The sequence below is a fragment of the Sporofaciens musculi genome, from assembly GCF_009830285.1.
GTDB lineage: Bacteria > Bacillota > Clostridia > Lachnospirales > Lachnospiraceae > Sporofaciens > Sporofaciens musculi.
In genome coordinates, this window is the sequence record NZ_WUQX01000001.1 from 415,896 (window position 1) to 433,102 (window position 17,207).

The following is a 17,207-nucleotide window of genomic DNA, read 5'->3' on the forward strand; positions in this document are numbered from 1 at the left end:
AAAACCCCGCTAAGAGTTTTTTCTATGAGATTCATCTCCAGATGTTTTTTTATCATCCAGAGCTGTAACCTTTATGCAGAGCATCCGTTTCCTTTACTAATATTATACAATGAACTTCCATAGTTACAAGCATAAATTTAATAAATTTGGTATACAAAGGATAAAGAAAGTTATGGTTTTATTTCTGACAGCTTTATGATACAATTTTTAGAGATTGAAGAATTGAGTCCAGAGACTGGCTCTATCTTTTTCGCTATAATGAACACAAAAATAAGGGTTACAGGAGGATAACGAAGGAATGATTGGAATCATCGGAGCAATGGAAGAAGAGGTTGCGGCGCTTAAGGAAGCCATGGATATTCATGAGACAGTAGAGCAGGCATCCATGGTATTCTGTAAAGGAGTACTGTGCGGCAAGGAGGTTGTAATAGTAAGAAGCGGGATTGGCAAGGTAAATGCAGGAATCTGTGCACAGATCCTGGTGGACAGGTTCAAAGCAGAAATGCTGATTAACACGGGAATTGCAGGTTCTCTGGATGCGAAGATTGATATAGGGGATATGGTAATCTCGACAGATGCCCTGCATCATGATATGGATGCCACAGAGTTTGGATATCCAGTGGGGCAGGTGCCGAGAATGGAGGTAATGTCCTTCCCAGCAGATGAAGAACTGGTGAAGAAGGCTGTTCAGGCAAGTGAGAAAGCGAATCCGGATATCCATACATTTACCGGAAGAGTAGCCAGCGGCGACCAGTTTATTGCATCCCGTGAGGTGAAGGACAAGATCGTTGAGAATTTTCATCCTCTGTGCGTGGAGATGGAAGGGGCGGGAATTGCTCATGCGGCACATCTGAATAAAGTTTCGTACGTCATAATACGCGCCATTTCGGACAAAGCTGACAACAGCGCCAGCGTAGATTACCCGACTTTTGAACGACAGGCAATCGCCCACAGCGTAAGGCTTGTGAAGGAATTATTGACATTAATATAAAAAGAGCAGGCTTCACAATCCGGTGGGAAATGACAGGATCTCCCTTCTGGCGTGCGGAATCTGTAGAACGGTTTTTAAGCTCTCCTTTAGAATTTCAGTTATAATTCTATACAGAAGGAGGGCTTTTTATGTTAGAAACAATTTTGGACAGGCACATAATATTTGTGCTAATGGGAATCCTGACAGCCGTAGGGATTATGAGTAAATTAATTGTCAATGTCTCTTTGAAACGTTTGGTACGTGCAGCGGGAAATATGAATAAAAGCACCCATCCGCTGATGCGCCTGGTACGTGCCAAATTTGAACATGCCAGCATGGTCAGCGACAAGGTTGAAAATGTTAAGGTATTTGTGGACAAGTACTTGTATGAGTATAAGGTATTGGGACTACGGCTTCACAGTTGGAGAAGGATGGAGAAAGCGTCGGCAGCGTTGTGCCTGCTGACAGGAGCCGTGGGTGCAGGGCTTGAATACGCCGTAAATGGAATGAGCGATCTGGTGTGGAAGACCGGTGCAGTCGGAGGAGGACTTGCGGCCTTCGTATATCTGGTTCATCTGCTGACAGATGAAAAGTACCAGTTAGAGGCCGTTCAGAATTACATGGTCGATTTTCTGGAAAATGTGTGCCAACACAGATTCGAGAAATCTAATCAGAAAGAGATTAAAGTATTGGCGCAGGATGGAGCGTACGGGGAGTTTGGAGTTATGCCGGCAGACGGGCAGGACAATTCAGGAGATAAATATGCAGTCCGGAAGAAGGAGACGGCGGAGGATTTGTTTGCAGTAAGAAATCTTGAACAGGCGGATGAGCATTTATATGCAGCAAAGAGCCAGGGGCAGTCGGGAGGGCAGGCATATACAGCAAAGGGCCAGGGGCAGCCGGAAGGACAGTCATATACAGCGAAGGGGCAGAGCCAGTCGGAGGGACAGCCATATAACGACCAGCCGGAAGATTCTTACTCCGTGAGAAATCGGGATTCTTCACAGGGACAGAGTGCGGTAAGCGCATTTCTCGCAGCAGAATTGAAAGCAGGGGAATCGGTTTTCCGTACCCAGGAAACGGAGCCAGATGAGGCGGTCAATGCATTTCGTACTGCGGATTTGAGAGTGGATGAAGTTGCAAACGCATTTCGCATGGCGGAATCCGCACAGAGTAAAGGAGGAAATGAGTTTCGGACCCAGGAGACCAGCCGGAATGAGGGACCGGCAGAGCTTCGGCTGCAAGAAGCAGGACAGAATGACGGAATCAGCGCATTTCGGATGCCAGAGCCAATTAAGACCGATGGAACCGACACATTTCGGACATCGGAAGCGAGGCAAAAGGAGTCGGTGGAAATAGAAGCACCCAGAGGAAGGGAGAAGCGTAAGGAGAATATCGTGGAGATTCCAGTTCCTGAGCTAGCCAGGGAGACCATAGAGAAGGTAGTCATCGAAACGCCGGAGACTTCAAATCCCGCCAGGAACCCACAGGGACGCCAGAACTTACAGAAAGATAGAATGCAAAGAAGGGAAAAAGCCGAGGAAGAAATAGACCGAGATGTTGTAATCCGAAGGATACTCGAAGAGTTTATGGCTTGATTATAACCGTCTGATTTGGTAAAATAATAAATGTATAAAATTACCATAAATGAGCGAGAATGCTGTTTTAAACAGAGTTTCCCGCATAGAAGGAAGGAGCCCTAATATGAGCAGAGTTACATTTGATTATTCTAAAGCAAAGACATTTATTTCAGAGCATGAGATTGAATCAATGAAGAAGATTGCAGAGAATGCAAAAGCAGAACTTCTTGGCAGAGAAGGCGCTGGAAATGATTTCCTTGGCTGGATTGATCTTCCTGTGGATTATGATAAGGAAGAATTTGCAAGGATCAAGGAAGCGGCAGAGAGAATTAAAGGAGATTCAGAGGTTCTTCTCGTAATCGGTATTGGAGGCTCTTATCTTGGCGCAAGGGCGGCGATTGAATTTTTGCGTCATAATTTCTATAATATGGTATCAAAAGAGATTCGTAAGACACCGGAGATTTATTTTGTAGGAAACAGCATCAGCAGCACATATTTGAAGCATCTGGTTGACGTGATTGGAGAGAGGGATTTCTCCGTAAATATCATCTCCAAATCTGGAACCACGACAGAGCCTGCGATTGCTTTCCGTATCTTTAAGGGAATGTTGGAGAAGAAGTACGGCAAAGATGGGGCTGCAAAGAGAATTTATGCCACAACCGACAAGGCAAGAGGGGCGCTTAAGAATCTGGCCACAGAGGAAGGATATGAGACGTTCGTTGTTCCGGATGATGTAGGAGGTCGTTTCTCTGTACTGACAGCAGTAGGACTTCTTCCGATTGCAGTTAGCGGTGCAGATATTGACAAGCTGATGGAGGGCGCGGCAGATGCAAGAGAGCATGCTCTAAATGATTCCTATGAGGAGAATGATGCTGTGACATATGCTGCAATCCGCAACATTCTGCTTCGCAAGGGCAAAGCAGTCGAGATACTTGCCAACTATGAGCCAAGTCTTCACTATGTTTCTGAGTGGTGGAAGCAGCTCTACGGCGAGAGTGAAGGTAAGGATCAGAAAGGAATCTATCCGGCATCCATTGACCTTACAACAGATCTTCATTCCATGGGACAGTTTATTCAGGACGGAAACCGCATCATGTTCGAGACTGTTTTGAACGTAGAGGAGTCCACGGAGGAGATTGTAATCGAAGAAGAACCGGTTGATCTGGACGGATTGAATTATCTGACAGGAAAGACCGTTGATTTTGTCAATAAGAGCGCAATGAACGGAACCATGCTTGCCCATACGGATGGTAATGTTCCGAATCTGGTTGTTAAGATTCCAAAGCAGGACGAGTTCTCACTGGGCCAGTTGTTCTATTTCTTTGAGTTTGCCTGCGGTGTCAGTGGATATATTCTGGGAGTGAATCCATTTAACCAGCCAGGCGTGGAGAGTTATAAGAAGAATATGTTCGCGCTTCTTGGAAAACCAGGATTTGAGAAGGAGAGAGAAGAACTTCTTAAGAGGTTATAATGGGGTGTTTGTATAACAGGCTTAGGGAATATAGCAGGTCGGATTACTATGGTTTCCATATGCCGGGGCATAAGAGGCAGCTTAATATGTTAGGCTCAGAGCCTGTCTACTCCATTGATATTACGGAGATTGAAGGGTTTGACGACCTTCACCATGCAGAAGGGCTTCTTAAAAGCGCCCAGGAACGGGCGGCAAAGGTGTACCATGGAGAGGAGACTCATTTCCTTATTAATGGAAGCAGTGTAGGAATCCTAAGCGCTGTTGCAGGTGTGACAAAAAGAGGTGATACAGTACTTGTGGCAAGAAATTGCCACAAGTCTGTGTATCATGCCATAGAGATGAATGGATTGAACCCGGTGTATCTGGCACCGGGATTTCATGCGTCTATGCAGATGAATACCGAGGTTTTTGCAGAGGATGTCAAGGCGGCTTTGAGAGCGAATCCAAAGATTCGGGCGGTTGTGATTGTGTCGCCTACCTATGAAGGGGTGATATCAGATGTGGAGGCAATAGTGGGTGCGGCTCATGAGAAGGGAATACCAGTCATTGTTGACGAAGCCCATGGGGCGCATTTTGGTTTTCATTCGTATTTTCCAGAAAATTCCAATAAAAAGGGTGCAGACATCGTTATACACAGTCTTCATAAGACCCTCCCGTCGCTGACCCAGACTGCACTTCTGCATATAAATGGAAAACTTGTCAGGCGTGAGAAGGTACGCAGGTTCATTCATATGCTGCAAAGCAGCAGTCCTTCTTATATTCTGATGGCAAGTATGGACTCGTGTATTGAGATGCTTGAAAACCGGAGGCAGGAGTTGTTTGAGCCGTATGTGAGGAGCCTTCAGGCACTTCGGGAGGAGCTTCAAGCCCTTAAGGGACTGAAGCTGGTTTGGACAGACAGGTGCGACCCTTCAAAACTGGTTATTTCTGGGGAGGATGTAGGACTTACAGGAAAAATGCTTTATCGGATTCTGCTGGAAAAATATCATCTTCAGATGGAGATGGCGGCTGGTAAGTATGTTCTTGCCATGACGACGGTTGGGGATACACAGGAAGGATTTCGACGGCTTAGCTGTGCTTTATCGGAGATTGACGAAGAAAACAGACGGAGAGGAAGGGAAAGTTTGCAAAAAACAGGGAATATTCCTTGCCTTCCCGCGCCTGATGTGGTATATAATAGTTCGGAAATAGAAGAAATGCTGGAACATTTTCATGAAACAGGAGTGAATCGGGTGGAGGCCAGACTGTGGAGAGACAGCGTAGGATACGTGTCCGTGGAGTATGCATATCTATATCCTCCAGGAATTCCTTTAATTGTTCCGGGAGAAAGGGTATCACAAGAGGCGGCAGATATGTTACAATGGTATTATGAGATGGGTTTTTCTATTGAAGGATTAAAAAGGGATTCTTATATTGAGGTTTTGGCACATGGGTAAGATCTACTATTTGATGGGAAAGAGTTCTTCCGGAAAGGATACCCTGCTGAAAGAAGTAAAAGAGGCTTTGCCGAAGCTTAGAACCATTACGCCATATACCACCAGACCTAAACGGGAGGGAGAACGGGACGGGGTAGAATACTTTTTTGTGTCAGAGGATACATTAAGTACATATGAACGGCAGGGCAGAGTAATCGAGCAGCGGGCATACAATACGGTTCATGGCGTATGGAGATATGCGACCATTGACGACGGGCGGGTAGACCTTAAAAGTGCAGATTATCTTGTGATTGGGACGCTGGAATCTTATTGCAGGATGAGGGAATACTATGGAAGGGATAACGTGACTCCCCTTTATATTGAGGTGGAGGACGGAGAGCGTCTGAAACGTGCAATCGGACGTGAAGAAGTACGAAAGGCTCCGGATTATATGGAGCTTTGTAGGAGATTTCTTGCAGATTCAGAGGATTATTCCGAAGAAAACCTTTTAAAGTATGGGATTACCAGAAGAATCCAGAATAATGACGGAACAAGATGCTTAGAAGAGATTATAGGGGAAATACAACATGGGAAGCTTTAAAGATGTGGTAGGCCACAAAGACATTATTAATTATATCAAGAATGCTGTGAAGATGGACCAGATATCCCACGCATACATTTTAAACGGAGAGAGAGGCGCCGGAAAGAAGCTTTTGGCATATCTTTTTGCAATGACATTGTTGTGTGAGAAGAAAGGACCAGAGCCTTGCAATACCTGTCACTCCTGCCGGCAGGCGGAGACTGGAAATCATCCAGATATTATCAGAGTAACCCACGAGAAGCCTAATTCTATCAGTGTGGATGACATTCGTGACCAGGTGAATAATACCATTATGATAAAGCCCTACCAGGGACCGTATAAGATATACATTATTGACCATGCAGACCTTATGACTGTACAGGCACAGAATGCATTGCTTAAGACAATCGAGGAACCGCCTCAGTATGCGGTGATAATGCTGCTGACTGAGAATGCGGAGGTTCTTCTGCCTACGATAAATTCCAGATGTGTAATGCTGAGGCTTCGCTATATCAAGGATAAATTGATTAAAAAGTATCTTATGGAGAGCCTTAAAGTGCCGGATTACAAGGCAGATCTGTGTACAGCATTTGCTCAGGGCAACATGGGGCATGCAATTATGCTGGCCAATTCAGAGCATTTTAATGAGATACGCGAGGAAGCCGTTCATCTGCTTCGGCATGTTCACGAGATGGAGATAAGTGAGATTGTACAGGCTGTGAACAGTATTTCTGCATATAAATTAGAGATTACCGACTATCTGGATATTATTGCGGTATGGTATCGGGATGTTTTGCTATACAAGGCAACCAAGGATATGGATACGGTCGTATTCAAGGACCAGATCAACGATATTCGTGAGCAGGCGAGAAAGAGCTCTTATGAGGGAATTCAGTTGATCATCAGTAGTCTTGAAAAGGCGAAGGCGCGGCTTAAGGCGAATGTGAATTTTGAGCTGGTCATGGAGCTTTTGTTCCTGACAATGAAGGAGAATTAATCGTATGACGAGAGTGATTGGAGTAAGGTTCCGTCCGGCTGGGAAGATCTATTTCTTCGCACCGGGGAAGTATGAGGTCAAGACAGGAGATAAGGTAATCGTTGAGACGGCGAGAGGCGTGGAGTTTGGTTCTGTGGTTACAGGACCAAAGGAGATAGAGGACGGAAAGATTACACAGCCCTTGAAGTCTGTAATCCGGATTGCAACCCAGGAAGATATATATAAGGAAGAAAAGAACCGTGAGAAGGAAAAGGAGGCATTTTCCATCTGCCTTGAGAAGATCCGCAAGCATGGACTTGAGATGAAGTTAATCGATGCGGAGTATACATTTGACAATAACAAAGTACTTTTTTATTTTACAGCAGACGGGCGGATTGATTTTCGTGAGCTGGTGAAAGATCTGGCAAGTGTGTTCCGCACCAGGATTGAGCTTAGACAGATTGGAGTACGGGATGAGACGAAGATTCGCGGAGGAATTGGAATATGCGGACGCCCGCTATGCTGTCACACATATTTGACGGAATTTGCGCCGGTTTCTATTAAGATGGCAAAGGAACAGAATTTGTCTCTGAATCCCTCCAAGATATCGGGAGTATGCGGGAGGCTTATGTGCTGTCTGACCAACGAGGAGGAGACTTACGAAGAACTGAACAGCCGCCTGCCTTCTAACGGGGATCGAGTGACCACGCCTGACGGATTGAAAGGTGAGGTGCAGTCAGTAAACGTACTGCGTCAGCTTGTGAAAGTGATCGTGACCCTGGACAATGATGAGAAGGAGATTCGGGAGTACAAGGCAAAAGAGCTTAGGTTTAAATCGAGACGCAGAAAGAAGGATATGAGACTGTCGCGGGAGGAGATGGCAGAGCTTAAGGCATTGGAAGAAAGGAACGCGGCGTCGAAGTTGGATGATGAATAGAGAATATATAAGAGAGGGAGAACGCCTGGACGACTTGCAGATTAAGGGGTATGGGATTATACAGAACCCCGAAAGCTTCTGTTTTGGGATGGATGCGGTTCTCCTGTCTTCTTTTGCAAAGGTAAAGCCCCATGAGCATGTGTTGGACCTTGGAACAGGCACAGGAATTTTGCCGATTCTGTTGGAGGCGAAGAATGAAGGGGCCCACTACACTGGTTTGGAGATACAAAAGGAGAGTGTCAGTCTGGCCCGAAGAAGTGTAAAATATAATGGGCTTGAGAAGCAGATTGACGTGGTGGAAGGAGATATCAGGAAGGGGTCTGAGCTCTTTGGCGCGGCTTCTTTTCAGGTCATTACTGTGAATCCGCCTTATATGATTGGAGAACACGGGCTAAAGAACGAAAATGAAGCCTTGTATATCGCAAGACATGAGGTATTGTGCACATTGGAGGATGTACTGCGGGAGAGCGCAAGGCTTCTGGTGCCAAAAGGAAGATTCTATATGGTTCATAGGCCCTTCCGCCTGCCGGAGATACTGGCCAAGATGTCGGCATATGGGATAGAGCCGAAGCGGATGAGGATGGTACATCCCTTTGTAGACAAAGAGCCGAACATGGTTTTAATCGAGGGGCTTCGGGGAGGAAAACCTCGTATGAAGGTAGAGCCGCCTTTGATTGTGTATCAGAGAGATGGGAGTTATACGGAAGAAGTGCTGAGGATTTATAATGACGAATGAAGGAGATTGACCATGTCAGGAACATTATATCTATGTGCGACGCCAATTGGTAATTTGGAGGATATGACGTTTCGCTGTATCCGAATTCTGAAAGAAGTAGATTTAATCGCAGCGGAGGATACCCGCAATAGTATCAAGCTTTTGAACCATTTTGATATCAAAAAACCTATGACCAGTTATCATGAGTACAATAAGATAGAGAAAGGGAAAAAGCTGGTAGAGAGGCTTCTGTGGGGCGAGAATATTGCGCTGATTACAGATGCGGGAACACCGGCGATTTCTGACCCAGGCGAGGAGCTGGTTGGGATGTGTCGTGAGGCAGGGATTACGGTTACGGCAGTTCCGGGCGCGGCGGCATGTATCACAGCGCTTACTATATCAGGACTGCCTACCAGGAGATTCGCGTTTGAGGCATTTTTGCCGACAGATAAGAAAGAGCAGAAAGCAGTTCTTGAGGAGATGAAGCATGAGACACGCACCATGGTGCTCTATGAGGCGCCCCACAGGCTGGTGCGCACATTGGAGGCTCTTTTTCAGGCTCTTGGAAATCGAAGGATTAGTGTTTGCCGTGAATTGACGAAGAAGCATGAGACCGTGTTTTCATCGCTTATAGAGGAGGCAGTTCTGTATTATAAGGCCCATGAGCCAAAAGGAGAATGTGTCATTATAATAGAAGGAAGAAGCCGCCAGGAGGTTTGTGCCAGAGAGAGGGAAGAATGGGAGGAAATGAGCATCGGGGACCATATGGAATTCTATCTGGGCGAAGGAATGGAGAAAAAAGAGGCTATGAAGAAGGTGGCGAAAGACCGAGGAGTCAGTAAGCGGGAAATCTATCAGGCGCTATTGCCAAAGTAAACGGATATCCTTGGTCAACTTGTATAAAATTTTGTGAAAAAATTGTTCAACTTGGGTATACCCTAAACTGAACTTTTTTATATACTTTTTATTAAAGCAAGACGGTATCACAGATACAAAGAATATTTTTTTTAAAAATGGAGGAAACCCAAAATGGCAAGTTTATCATTAAAACACATTAATAAAGCATATCCGAATGGATTTGAAGCTGTAAAAGACTTCAACCTTGAGATTGAAGATAAGGAATTCGTCATCTTCGTAGGCCCTTCAGGATGTGGTAAGTCAACAACACTTCGTATGGTAGCCGGTCTGGAGGATATATCTTCCGGAGAATTATGGATCGGAGATAAGATGGTCAATGATGTAGAGCCTAAGGACAGAGATATCGCCATGGTATTCCAGAACTACGCTCTTTATCCACATATGACAGTATATGACAATATGGCTTTTGGTCTTAAGCTGAGAAAAGTTCCAAAGGACCAGATTGATAAGATGGTACGTGAAGCTGCTAAGATTCTTGATTTGGAAGCATTGTTAGATCGTAAGCCGAAGGCTCTTTCCGGTGGTCAGAGACAGCGTGTTGCTATGGGACGTGCAATCGTTCGTAATCCTAAGGTATTCCTTATGGATGAGCCTCTTTCTAACTTGGATGCTAAGCTGCGTGGACAGATGCGTATTGAGATTTCCAAGCTGCATCAGAGACTGGGCACAACCATCATCTATGTAACACATGACCAGACAGAGGCTATGACTCTTGGTACAAGAATCGTAGTTATGAGCGCAGGTGTTGTTCAGCAGGTTGATACTCCTCAGACATTGTACGATCGTCCGTGTAATCTGTTCGTTGCAGGATTCATTGGATCACCGCAGATGAACTTTGTAGACGCTAAGTGTAAAGTGAACGGCAAGAAGGTAGCTCTCGTTGCTGGACCTGCATCTATCGAGCTTCCAGAAGCTAAGGCTAAGAAGCTGATTGACGGTGGATATGATGGAAAGACTGTTGTACTTGGAATTCGTCCAGAGGATGTACATGATGAGCCAGATTTCCTTGCTAAGTCTCCGAACACGATTATCGAAGCTACAATTCGTGTATACGAGATGCTTGGTGCAGAAGTTTACCTGCACTTCGATTATGAGGGATCTACTATGACAGCAAGAGTTGATCCAAGAACTACAGCAAGAACAGGCGATACCGTTAAGTTTGCACTGGATGCTGACAGAATCCATGTATTTGATAAAGAGACAGAGAAAACAATTACAAATTAGTTTTCAGTGATAACGAGGAGGCCAGACACCATTGGGTGTCTGGCTTTTTAATGGTAAGCCTGTACATTCTGTTTATCCTATGATAAAATAAAACATGTGCCTATCAAAGAACAGGAGGGAATTCCAGTGTTATCGAATCAGATACTACATAAAGCAGTACAGGATATTAAGAGGATTACCGGATTAGAATGTGCGATTTGGGATATGAAAGGAATCTGCCTTGTCATGACCAATGAGAGGATGACAGGGTTTGACGGAGCCGTTTCAACATTTTGCGAGGCGGCGCCCACCGTTGCGGCAGAGGAGCTTCTCTTCCGCATAGAAAAAGATTTGGGGGTGTTTCTTGTACATGATGACGAAGACCCCTGTTATGTTCTTGTGCTGAAAGGAGGATGTCCGCAGATGGAGATGGCGGGCAGACTTGGAGTCAGCCAGTTAGAGAATCTTCTTTTTGCGTACAAGGAGAAGATGGATAAGAATCGTTTTATCCAGAATTTGATTTTGGACAATATGCTGTTGGTGGATGTGTATAATCAGGCCAAGAAGATGAAGATTCCGGTTGAGCTAAGAAGGGCGGTATTCCTGGTGGAGTCCAAGAACGAAGGAGAGAATCTGATTCTTGAGACGCTGAAGGGACTGTATGCCACTGGCACAAAGGATTTTGTGACAGCGGTGGATGAGAAGCATGTGATTTTGGTCAGGGCATTGGAGAATACAGACGATTACCCTCAGTTGGAACAGATGGCAAGGGAATTGGTTGACACGCTGAATATGGAGGCCATGGTCAGTGTTCGGATTGCTTATGGTACCATTATCAGTGAATTAAAGGATGTGTCCAAGTCTTACAAAGAGGCGGGAATGGCGCTGGAGGTGGGACGGGTGTTCTATGCGGACAAGAATATCCTTGCCTACAACGAGCTTGGGATTGGACGTCTGATTCATCAACTGCCGGCTTCTCTTTGTGAGATGTTCCTTAATGAAGTGTTTGAGGGAAATACGGCGGACCAGTTCGAGGAAGAAGAATTAATTACTGTGTACACATTTTTCGACAATAATCTGAATATTTCTGAGACGGCAAGGCAGCTCTATGTACATCGAAATACCCTGGTATACCGGCTTGAGAAGATTCAGAAAAGGACAGGCTTAGATGTCAGGGTGTTTGAGGATGCGCTAACGTTCAAGATTGCAATGATGGTGGCAGACCATATGAAGTATATGCAGAGCTATTCTGTTGTGCGCAGATAGAAACAGTACAGTATGTAATTTTAGGAGGAGACAAAAATATGGTGAAATTATACGATAAGGGTGTCTATCTGTTAAATGGAACAGAGATTTTGGAGGATGCCCGTGAGATAAAAGAAAAGACCGGACGGGAGGTATCTCCTGGGGAGGCGGCAAAGGATACAATGGCATATGGCATTCTTGCCGACCACAATACATCCGGTAATATGGAGCAGCTTCAGATTAAATTTGATAAGCTGACTTCACATGACATTACATTTGTGGGGATTATCCAGACGGCAAGGGCGTCTGGGCTTGAGCGGTTCCCCATTCCCTATGTATTAACGAACTGTCATAATTCTCTCTGTGCGGTAGGAGGAACCATTAATGAGGATGATCATATGTTTGGGCTTACCTGTGCAAAGAGATATGGGGGTGTGTATGTGCCGCCTCACCAGGCAGTAATCCATCAGTATGCGCGGGAGATGCTTACTGGCGGCGGTAAGATGATACTTGGTTCAGACAGTCACACACGCTATGGGGCGCTGGGAACCATGGCAATGGGTGAGGGCGGACCAGAGCTTGTAAAGCAGCTGCTGAATAAGACCTATGATATTAAGATGCCTGGCGTAGTAGGAATCTATCTGGACGGTGAGCCAATGAAAGGGGTAGGCCCTCAGGATGTGGCGCTTGCGATCATTGGGGCAACATTTGGCAATGGCTATGTGAATAATAAGGTTATGGAGTTCGTGGGGCCTGGTGTGTCAAAGCTGAGCGCTGATTTCCGTATTGGAATTGATGTTATGACCACAGAGACGACCTGTCTTTCCTCCATCTGGATGACGGATGAGAAGATTCGGGAGTTCTATGAGGTTCATGGAAGGTCAGAAGAATATAAAGAATTGAAGCCAGGCGCTGTGGCATATTATGACGGCATGGTCTATGTAAACTTAAGCGAGATTAAGCCAATGATTGCAATGCCCTTCCATCCGTCCAATGTCTATACTATTGACGATGTAAATGCGAACCTAAAAGACGTACTCCACGACGTAGAGCAGAAGGCGCTGGTAAGCCTTGACGGCGCTGTGGACTATACGCTGCAGGATAAGATTGTGAATGGAAGGTTATATGTAGAGCAGGGAATCATTGCAGGATGTGCAGGAGGCGGATTTGAAAATATCTGCGCGGCGGCGGATATTATAAGAGGACGTTATATCGGTGCAGATGAATTTACGTTCAGCGTGTATCCTGCAAGTACTCCAATCTATATGGAGTTAGTGAAGAACGGGGCGGTTGCAGATTTGATGCAGGCAGGAACAATTGTGAAGACTGCGTTCTGCGGGCCTTGCTTTGGGGCGGGGGATACTCCGGCAAACAATGGGCTGTCCATCCGCCATTCTACAAGAAATTTCCCGAATCGTGAAGGCTCTAAGCTTCAGAACGGACAGATTGCGTCGGTTGCGCTTATGGATGCCCGTTCCATCGCGGCGACTGCGGCAAATAAGGGCTTCCTTACAGCAGCGACAGACTTGGATGTGGAATTCACAGGACAAAAATATCATTTTGACCAGAATATTTACGCAAACCGTGTGTTTGACAGCAAGGGAGAGGCAGATTCGTCGGTTAAGATTAAGTTTGGACCGAATATCAAGGACTGGCCCAAGATGGCGGCGTTGCCAGAGAACCTGCTTCTTAAGGTGGTGTCCGAGATTCATGATCCGGTTACCACCACGGATGAGTTGATTCCTTCTGGAGAGACTTCCTCCTATCGCTCGAATCCGCTAGGGCTGGCAGAGTTTGCCCTGTCCAGGAAGGACCCTGCCTATGTGGGACGTGCGAAGGAGGTTCAGAAGGCAGAGAAGGCCATCGAAGCAGAGCAGTGTCCGGTTGAGGCGTTGGCTGAGCTTAAGCCTGTGATGGAGAAGCTTCATGAGACCTATCCGGATATTGACCGGACGAATCTTGGAATCGGAAGTACTATATTTGCTGTGAAGCCAGGAGACGGGTCAGCGAGGGAGCAGGCGGCGTCCTGCCAGAAGGTCCTTGGCGGATGGGCTAATATTGCCAATGAATATGCTACCAAACGGTATCGCTCGAATCTGATCAACTGGGGAATGCTTCCGTTTATCACGGAGGAAAACCATGAACAGTTAAGCTTTAAGAACGGCGACTACCTGTTTGTGCCGGAGATAAAAAAAGCGGTGAAAGAAAAGGCAGCAGAGGTCAAGGTTTATGTGGTTGGAAACGGAGACATGTGGAAGGAGATTACGCTGAAGCTTGGGGATATGACGGATGCTGAGCGTGAGATTATTGAAAAGGGCTGTTTGATTAATTATTATAAAGGATAATCAAATGAAAATTTTTGCGGGGAGGCTGCAACAGCAGCCCCCTTTTTTGACTCTTATATTATGAAAGGAATCATCGGGCGGTTTTAAACAGGGAGGAGAAGATATGAGATGCGACACAAAGACATTTGCGCAAATGTATGAGACGGTCTACAAAGACCTGTACCGGTTTGCCCTGTGTATGATGAGGAATCCGCAGGATGCGGAGGATGCAGTAAGTGAGGCGGTGGTGGCAGCATACGAGAATATTGGAAAGCTTAAGAAGGAGGATGCATTCAGGAGCTGGATATTCACAATTCTGTCCAACATCTGTAAAAAGAAATGGCGCAATGCGTCAAAAGAAAGCAGCCATGCCGCTGAGGGAGTATTGGATGAGGCTTCCGGTGAAGAAACGGATATAGGGCTTGCGTTGGACGTGCGGAAAGCATTTTTTCTTCTGGAAGAAGAAGAACAGACGATTGTAGGTATGTCTGTTTTTGGAGGATATAACAGCCAGGAGATTGGTGAGGCGCTGAAGCTGAACCCCAATACCGTACGGTCAAAAAGAAGCCGTGCGCTGCAGAAGATGGAATGTGTATTGAGATGAGTCAAAGGAGGCGGCTGTATGGATAAGAGAGAACAGGATGTATTAGAGCAGGTCAGGCAAAAGACGGAGGATATTAAAGTGCCAGAGAACCTTGAGCCGGAGAACATCCGGCAGATGCTAGAGGAGAAGGAATCCGCGGCGTCTTTGGGAAAGAGGCATAGAAGGTGGGGAGTTCGTCAGACAAGTGCGCTTGCGGCGGCTTGTTTGGCGGTGGTGGTCGGGTTTGCCGCGTGGAATGTGTCGAGGCCCGAAAAAGGGAGTAATGATAATGGGTCGAAAGAACGGCTGGAAATTAGCAGCAGTAAGACCATTGCACAGGCAGAAAGCTATGAGCAGGTATTTGAGTATTATGAAACTTACCAAAAGAAGCTGGAAGAAGAACAGGAGTCATACAAGATGGACGCCGGCGACATGGCAAGAAGCATGATTGCCGAGAGCGCCGAGGGAAGTGCGATGAACGGAAGCTCTGGCGGTGCGAAATCTTCGGGAGAGGAAATGGCAATCATAGAGGATGCGGCGGATACAGCAGACGCCACAACGGAGCATTCACAGACGAATGTAAGGCAGGAGGGTGTGGATGAGGCAGATATTGCGAAGACAGATGGAAGATATCTTTATGTCCTTGAGGACAATGAGCATGAGATTGCCGTTGTTGATACAATGGGACAGAGTATAAAGAAAGTGGCTTCCGTTGAGGTAGGTGACGATCGGTATATTCGGGAATTCTATATCATTCCGGATATGAAGAAGATGGTAGTCATCTGCGGGCTGCAAAGCGGCGGCGCTATATTGGATGACCCCTTCTATACCCAGGGCGCTATGGGGGACAATGGTGTGACAATGGCGGTTACCTATGATATTCAGGAGCCAGAGAAGCCTAAGGAGGAAGGAAATGTAACCCAGAGCGGAAATTACAGTTCGTCAAGGATGGTGAACGGTTATCTCTATCTGTTCAGCGAGGTTCATATCTGGGGCGAGGTGGTGCAAAACGAGCCCAGGACGTATGTGCCATTGATTAATGGCGAGCCTGTTTTGGAGAGAGATATTTACCTTCCGCCGGTCAAGCAGGCGAACATGTATGAGGTGATTACGTCTGTGGATATTAAGAAGCCGGATCAGACGAAGGACAGCAAGGCTATTTTCTCTAAGGGCGGTCAGGTCTATGTAAGTAATAAGAATATCTATTTCTATGAGACGGAATGGGGAAACTGGAGTGGATGTATTACGACGATTCGGAAGGTAGCGTACAAGGATGGAAAATTGGAAGCCAAAGCTCAGGGGAGTTTTGACGGTTATCTGAATGATTCATTTTCCATTGACGAGTATGAGGGGAATCTCAGAGTGGTTACCACAGACGACGATACCAATTCTGTGTATGTTTTGGATGAAGAATTGGAGGAAATTGGTGCGATTGAGAATCTAGCAAAGGATGAGAGGATATACTCAGCGCGGTTCATGGGAGATACGGGATATTTTGTAACGTTTCGGGAGACTGATCCCTTATTCAGCGTGGATTTTTCTGACCCGAAGAAGCCAAAGATTATCGGTGAGCTTAAGATACCAGGCTTCTCAGAGTACCTTCATTTCTATGGGGAGGACCGGCTCCTTGGGATTGGTATGAATGTGGATGAGGAGACTATGACTACGGATGGCGCTAAGATTACTATGTTTGATATCTCGGATAAGACGGATGTGAAGGAGAAGAATACGTATGTATTGAAGAATGTGTACAGTACGGATGTGGCTTATGATTATAAGGCGGCGTTGGTTGACTGGAAGAAAAATATTATCGGCTTCTCCGGTTATACGGAGGGCGGTCAGAGGTATTTTCTCTTTGAGTATGATGAGGATAAAGGGTTTATCTGCAATATGGAGGAGGATATTAACGGAAACGGGATGCGCATTCCAAGAGGTATCTATATAGGAGATACGCTGTATGTGATTCAGGGGAATATTATAGAGGCTTATAGCCTTAAAGATTATCAGAAGGTGGATGATTTGATTTTGTAGAGGATGGGAATGCGTTAAAGGAGGTTAAGAGAACGGCGGTCTGGATGAAAATTCAAAACCGCCGTTAATTTCGTTGGACTTAGCTGCCAATCAGTACAGTCTTTTTGCAAAAAGCGAGACTGTAAATAATCTTGTGTCTTTGGAGAAATAATCTTTACTGGTAGGAATCAGATATGTAGAAATCTGCTGTCGAATATCATTACTTTTATGTTGTCGAATTCTTTTTATGATAATAGTATTACCAGATAGTCAGGTTTTA

At 45.8% G+C, this 17,207-nt stretch carries 14 protein-coding genes; all 14 read left to right on the forward strand.

From position 1 onward, the window contains the following. The first annotated feature begins 298 nt into the window (after nt 1-298). The 14 genes from GN277_RS02150 to GN277_RS02215 all read left to right on the forward strand — a co-directional run bounded on the left by GN277_RS02150 (nt 299) and on the right by GN277_RS02215 (nt 16,948). On the forward strand, nt 299-991 hold the full coding sequence (locus tag GN277_RS02150) for a 5'-methylthioadenosine/adenosylhomocysteine nucleosidase (RefSeq protein WP_159749419.1): 693 nt from the start codon (nt 299-301) through the stop codon (nt 989-991). Between the two features lie 128 nt (nt 992-1,119). After that, a complete protein-coding gene (locus tag GN277_RS29715) occupies nt 1,120-2,568 on the forward strand; it encodes a putative sodium/potassium/calcium exchanger (protein WP_244324559.1) in 1,449 nt (482 codons plus the stop codon). 106 nt (nt 2,569-2,674) lie between these two features. Further along, nucleotides 2,675-4,021, forward strand: a complete 1,347-nt coding sequence (locus tag GN277_RS02160) for a glucose-6-phosphate isomerase (protein WP_159749421.1) — start codon at nt 2,675-2,677, stop codon at nt 4,019-4,021. Next, nucleotides 4,021-5,457: an aminotransferase class I/II-fold pyridoxal phosphate-dependent enzyme gene (locus GN277_RS02165; protein ID WP_159749423.1), complete on the forward strand. Its 1,437-nt coding sequence runs from the start codon at nt 4,021-4,023 to the stop codon at nt 5,455-5,457. Before GN277_RS02160 ends, GN277_RS02165 begins: the two co-directional genes overlap by 1 nt. Continuing rightward, nucleotides 5,450-6,037, forward strand: coding sequence for a nucleoside/nucleotide kinase family protein (locus tag GN277_RS02170; RefSeq protein WP_159749425.1), 588 nt, complete (start codon nt 5,450-5,452; stop codon nt 6,035-6,037). Before GN277_RS02165 ends, GN277_RS02170 begins: the two co-directional genes overlap by 8 nt. Then, nucleotides 6,024-7,013 (forward strand): DNA polymerase III subunit delta', encoded by a 990-nt coding sequence (gene holB, locus GN277_RS02175; RefSeq protein WP_159749427.1) that lies wholly within the window; start codon nt 6,024-6,026, stop codon nt 7,011-7,013. Before GN277_RS02170 ends, holB begins: the two co-directional genes overlap by 14 nt. A 4-nt stretch (nt 7,014-7,017) precedes the next feature. After that, the gene (locus GN277_RS02180; protein ID WP_159749429.1) at nt 7,018-7,929 is read left to right on the forward strand and encodes a PSP1 domain-containing protein; all 912 of its coding nucleotides are present in this window, start codon (nt 7,018-7,020) and stop codon (nt 7,927-7,929) included. After that, nucleotides 7,919-8,665 carry a tRNA1(Val) (adenine(37)-N6)-methyltransferase gene (locus GN277_RS02185; protein WP_159749431.1) on the forward strand — a complete coding sequence of 249 codons (747 nt, stop codon included), beginning with the start codon at nt 7,919-7,921 and terminating at the stop codon, nt 8,663-8,665. Before GN277_RS02180 ends, GN277_RS02185 begins: the two co-directional genes overlap by 11 nt. Nucleotides 8,666-8,677: 12 nt before the next feature. After that, a complete protein-coding gene (gene rsmI / locus GN277_RS02190) occupies nt 8,678-9,520 on the forward strand; it encodes a 16S rRNA (cytidine(1402)-2'-O)-methyltransferase (protein ID WP_159749433.1) in 843 nt (280 codons plus the stop codon). 153 nt (nt 9,521-9,673) lie between these two features. Further along, nucleotides 9,674-10,786: an ABC transporter ATP-binding protein gene (locus tag GN277_RS02195; protein ID WP_159749435.1), complete on the forward strand. Its 1,113-nt coding sequence runs from the start codon at nt 9,674-9,676 to the stop codon at nt 10,784-10,786. 126 nt (nt 10,787-10,912) lie between these two features. Next, nucleotides 10,913-12,031, forward strand: a complete 1,119-nt coding sequence (locus GN277_RS02200; RefSeq protein ID WP_159749437.1) for a PucR family transcriptional regulator — start codon at nt 10,913-10,915, stop codon at nt 12,029-12,031. A 38-nt stretch (nt 12,032-12,069) separates the two neighbouring features. Beyond that, complete coding sequence (locus tag GN277_RS02205) at nt 12,070-14,355, forward strand: hydratase (protein ID WP_159749439.1); 2,286 nt, start codon at nt 12,070-12,072, stop codon at nt 14,353-14,355. 103 nt (nt 14,356-14,458) lie between these two features. Further along, nucleotides 14,459-14,938, forward strand: coding sequence for an RNA polymerase sigma factor (locus GN277_RS02210; RefSeq protein ID WP_159749441.1), 480 nt, complete (start codon nt 14,459-14,461; stop codon nt 14,936-14,938). 18 nt (nt 14,939-14,956) lie between these two features. Next, nucleotides 14,957-16,948, forward strand: coding sequence for a beta-propeller domain-containing protein (locus GN277_RS02215; RefSeq protein ID WP_159749443.1), 1,992 nt, complete (start codon nt 14,957-14,959; stop codon nt 16,946-16,948). Nucleotides 16,949-17,207: the final 259 nt, after the last annotated feature.

Bases quoted from the DNA above. Each gene is read 5' to 3' on its own strand.
- GN277_RS29715 (WP_244324559.1), top strand. From the start codon at position 1,120: ATGTTAGAAACAATTTTGGACAGGCACATAATATTTGTGCTAATGGGA.
- GN277_RS02185 (WP_159749431.1), top strand. From the start codon at position 7,919: ATGATGAATAGAGAATATATAAGAGAGGGAGAACGCCTGGACGACTTG.
- GN277_RS02210 (WP_159749441.1), top strand. From the start codon at position 14,459: ATGAGATGCGACACAAAGACATTTGCGCAAATGTATGAGACGGTCTAC.
- GN277_RS02150 (WP_159749419.1), top strand. From the start codon at position 299: ATGATTGGAATCATCGGAGCAATGGAAGAAGAGGTTGCGGCGCTTAAG.
- GN277_RS02195 (WP_159749435.1), top strand. From the start codon at position 9,674: ATGGCAAGTTTATCATTAAAACACATTAATAAAGCATATCCGAATGGA.
- holB (WP_159749427.1), top strand. From the start codon at position 6,024: ATGGGAAGCTTTAAAGATGTGGTAGGCCACAAAGACATTATTAATTAT.
- GN277_RS02170 (WP_159749425.1), top strand. From the start codon at position 5,450: ATGGGTAAGATCTACTATTTGATGGGAAAGAGTTCTTCCGGAAAGGAT.
- GN277_RS02160 (WP_159749421.1), top strand. From the start codon at position 2,675: ATGAGCAGAGTTACATTTGATTATTCTAAAGCAAAGACATTTATTTCA.
- rsmI (WP_159749433.1), top strand. From the start codon at position 8,678: ATGTCAGGAACATTATATCTATGTGCGACGCCAATTGGTAATTTGGAG.
- GN277_RS02215 (WP_159749443.1), top strand. From the start codon at position 14,957: ATGGATAAGAGAGAACAGGATGTATTAGAGCAGGTCAGGCAAAAGACG.
- GN277_RS02180 (WP_159749429.1), top strand. From the start codon at position 7,018: ATGACGAGAGTGATTGGAGTAAGGTTCCGTCCGGCTGGGAAGATCTAT.
- GN277_RS02205 (WP_159749439.1), top strand. From the start codon at position 12,070: ATGGTGAAATTATACGATAAGGGTGTCTATCTGTTAAATGGAACAGAG.
- GN277_RS02165 (WP_159749423.1), top strand. From the start codon at position 4,021: ATGGGGTGTTTGTATAACAGGCTTAGGGAATATAGCAGGTCGGATTAC.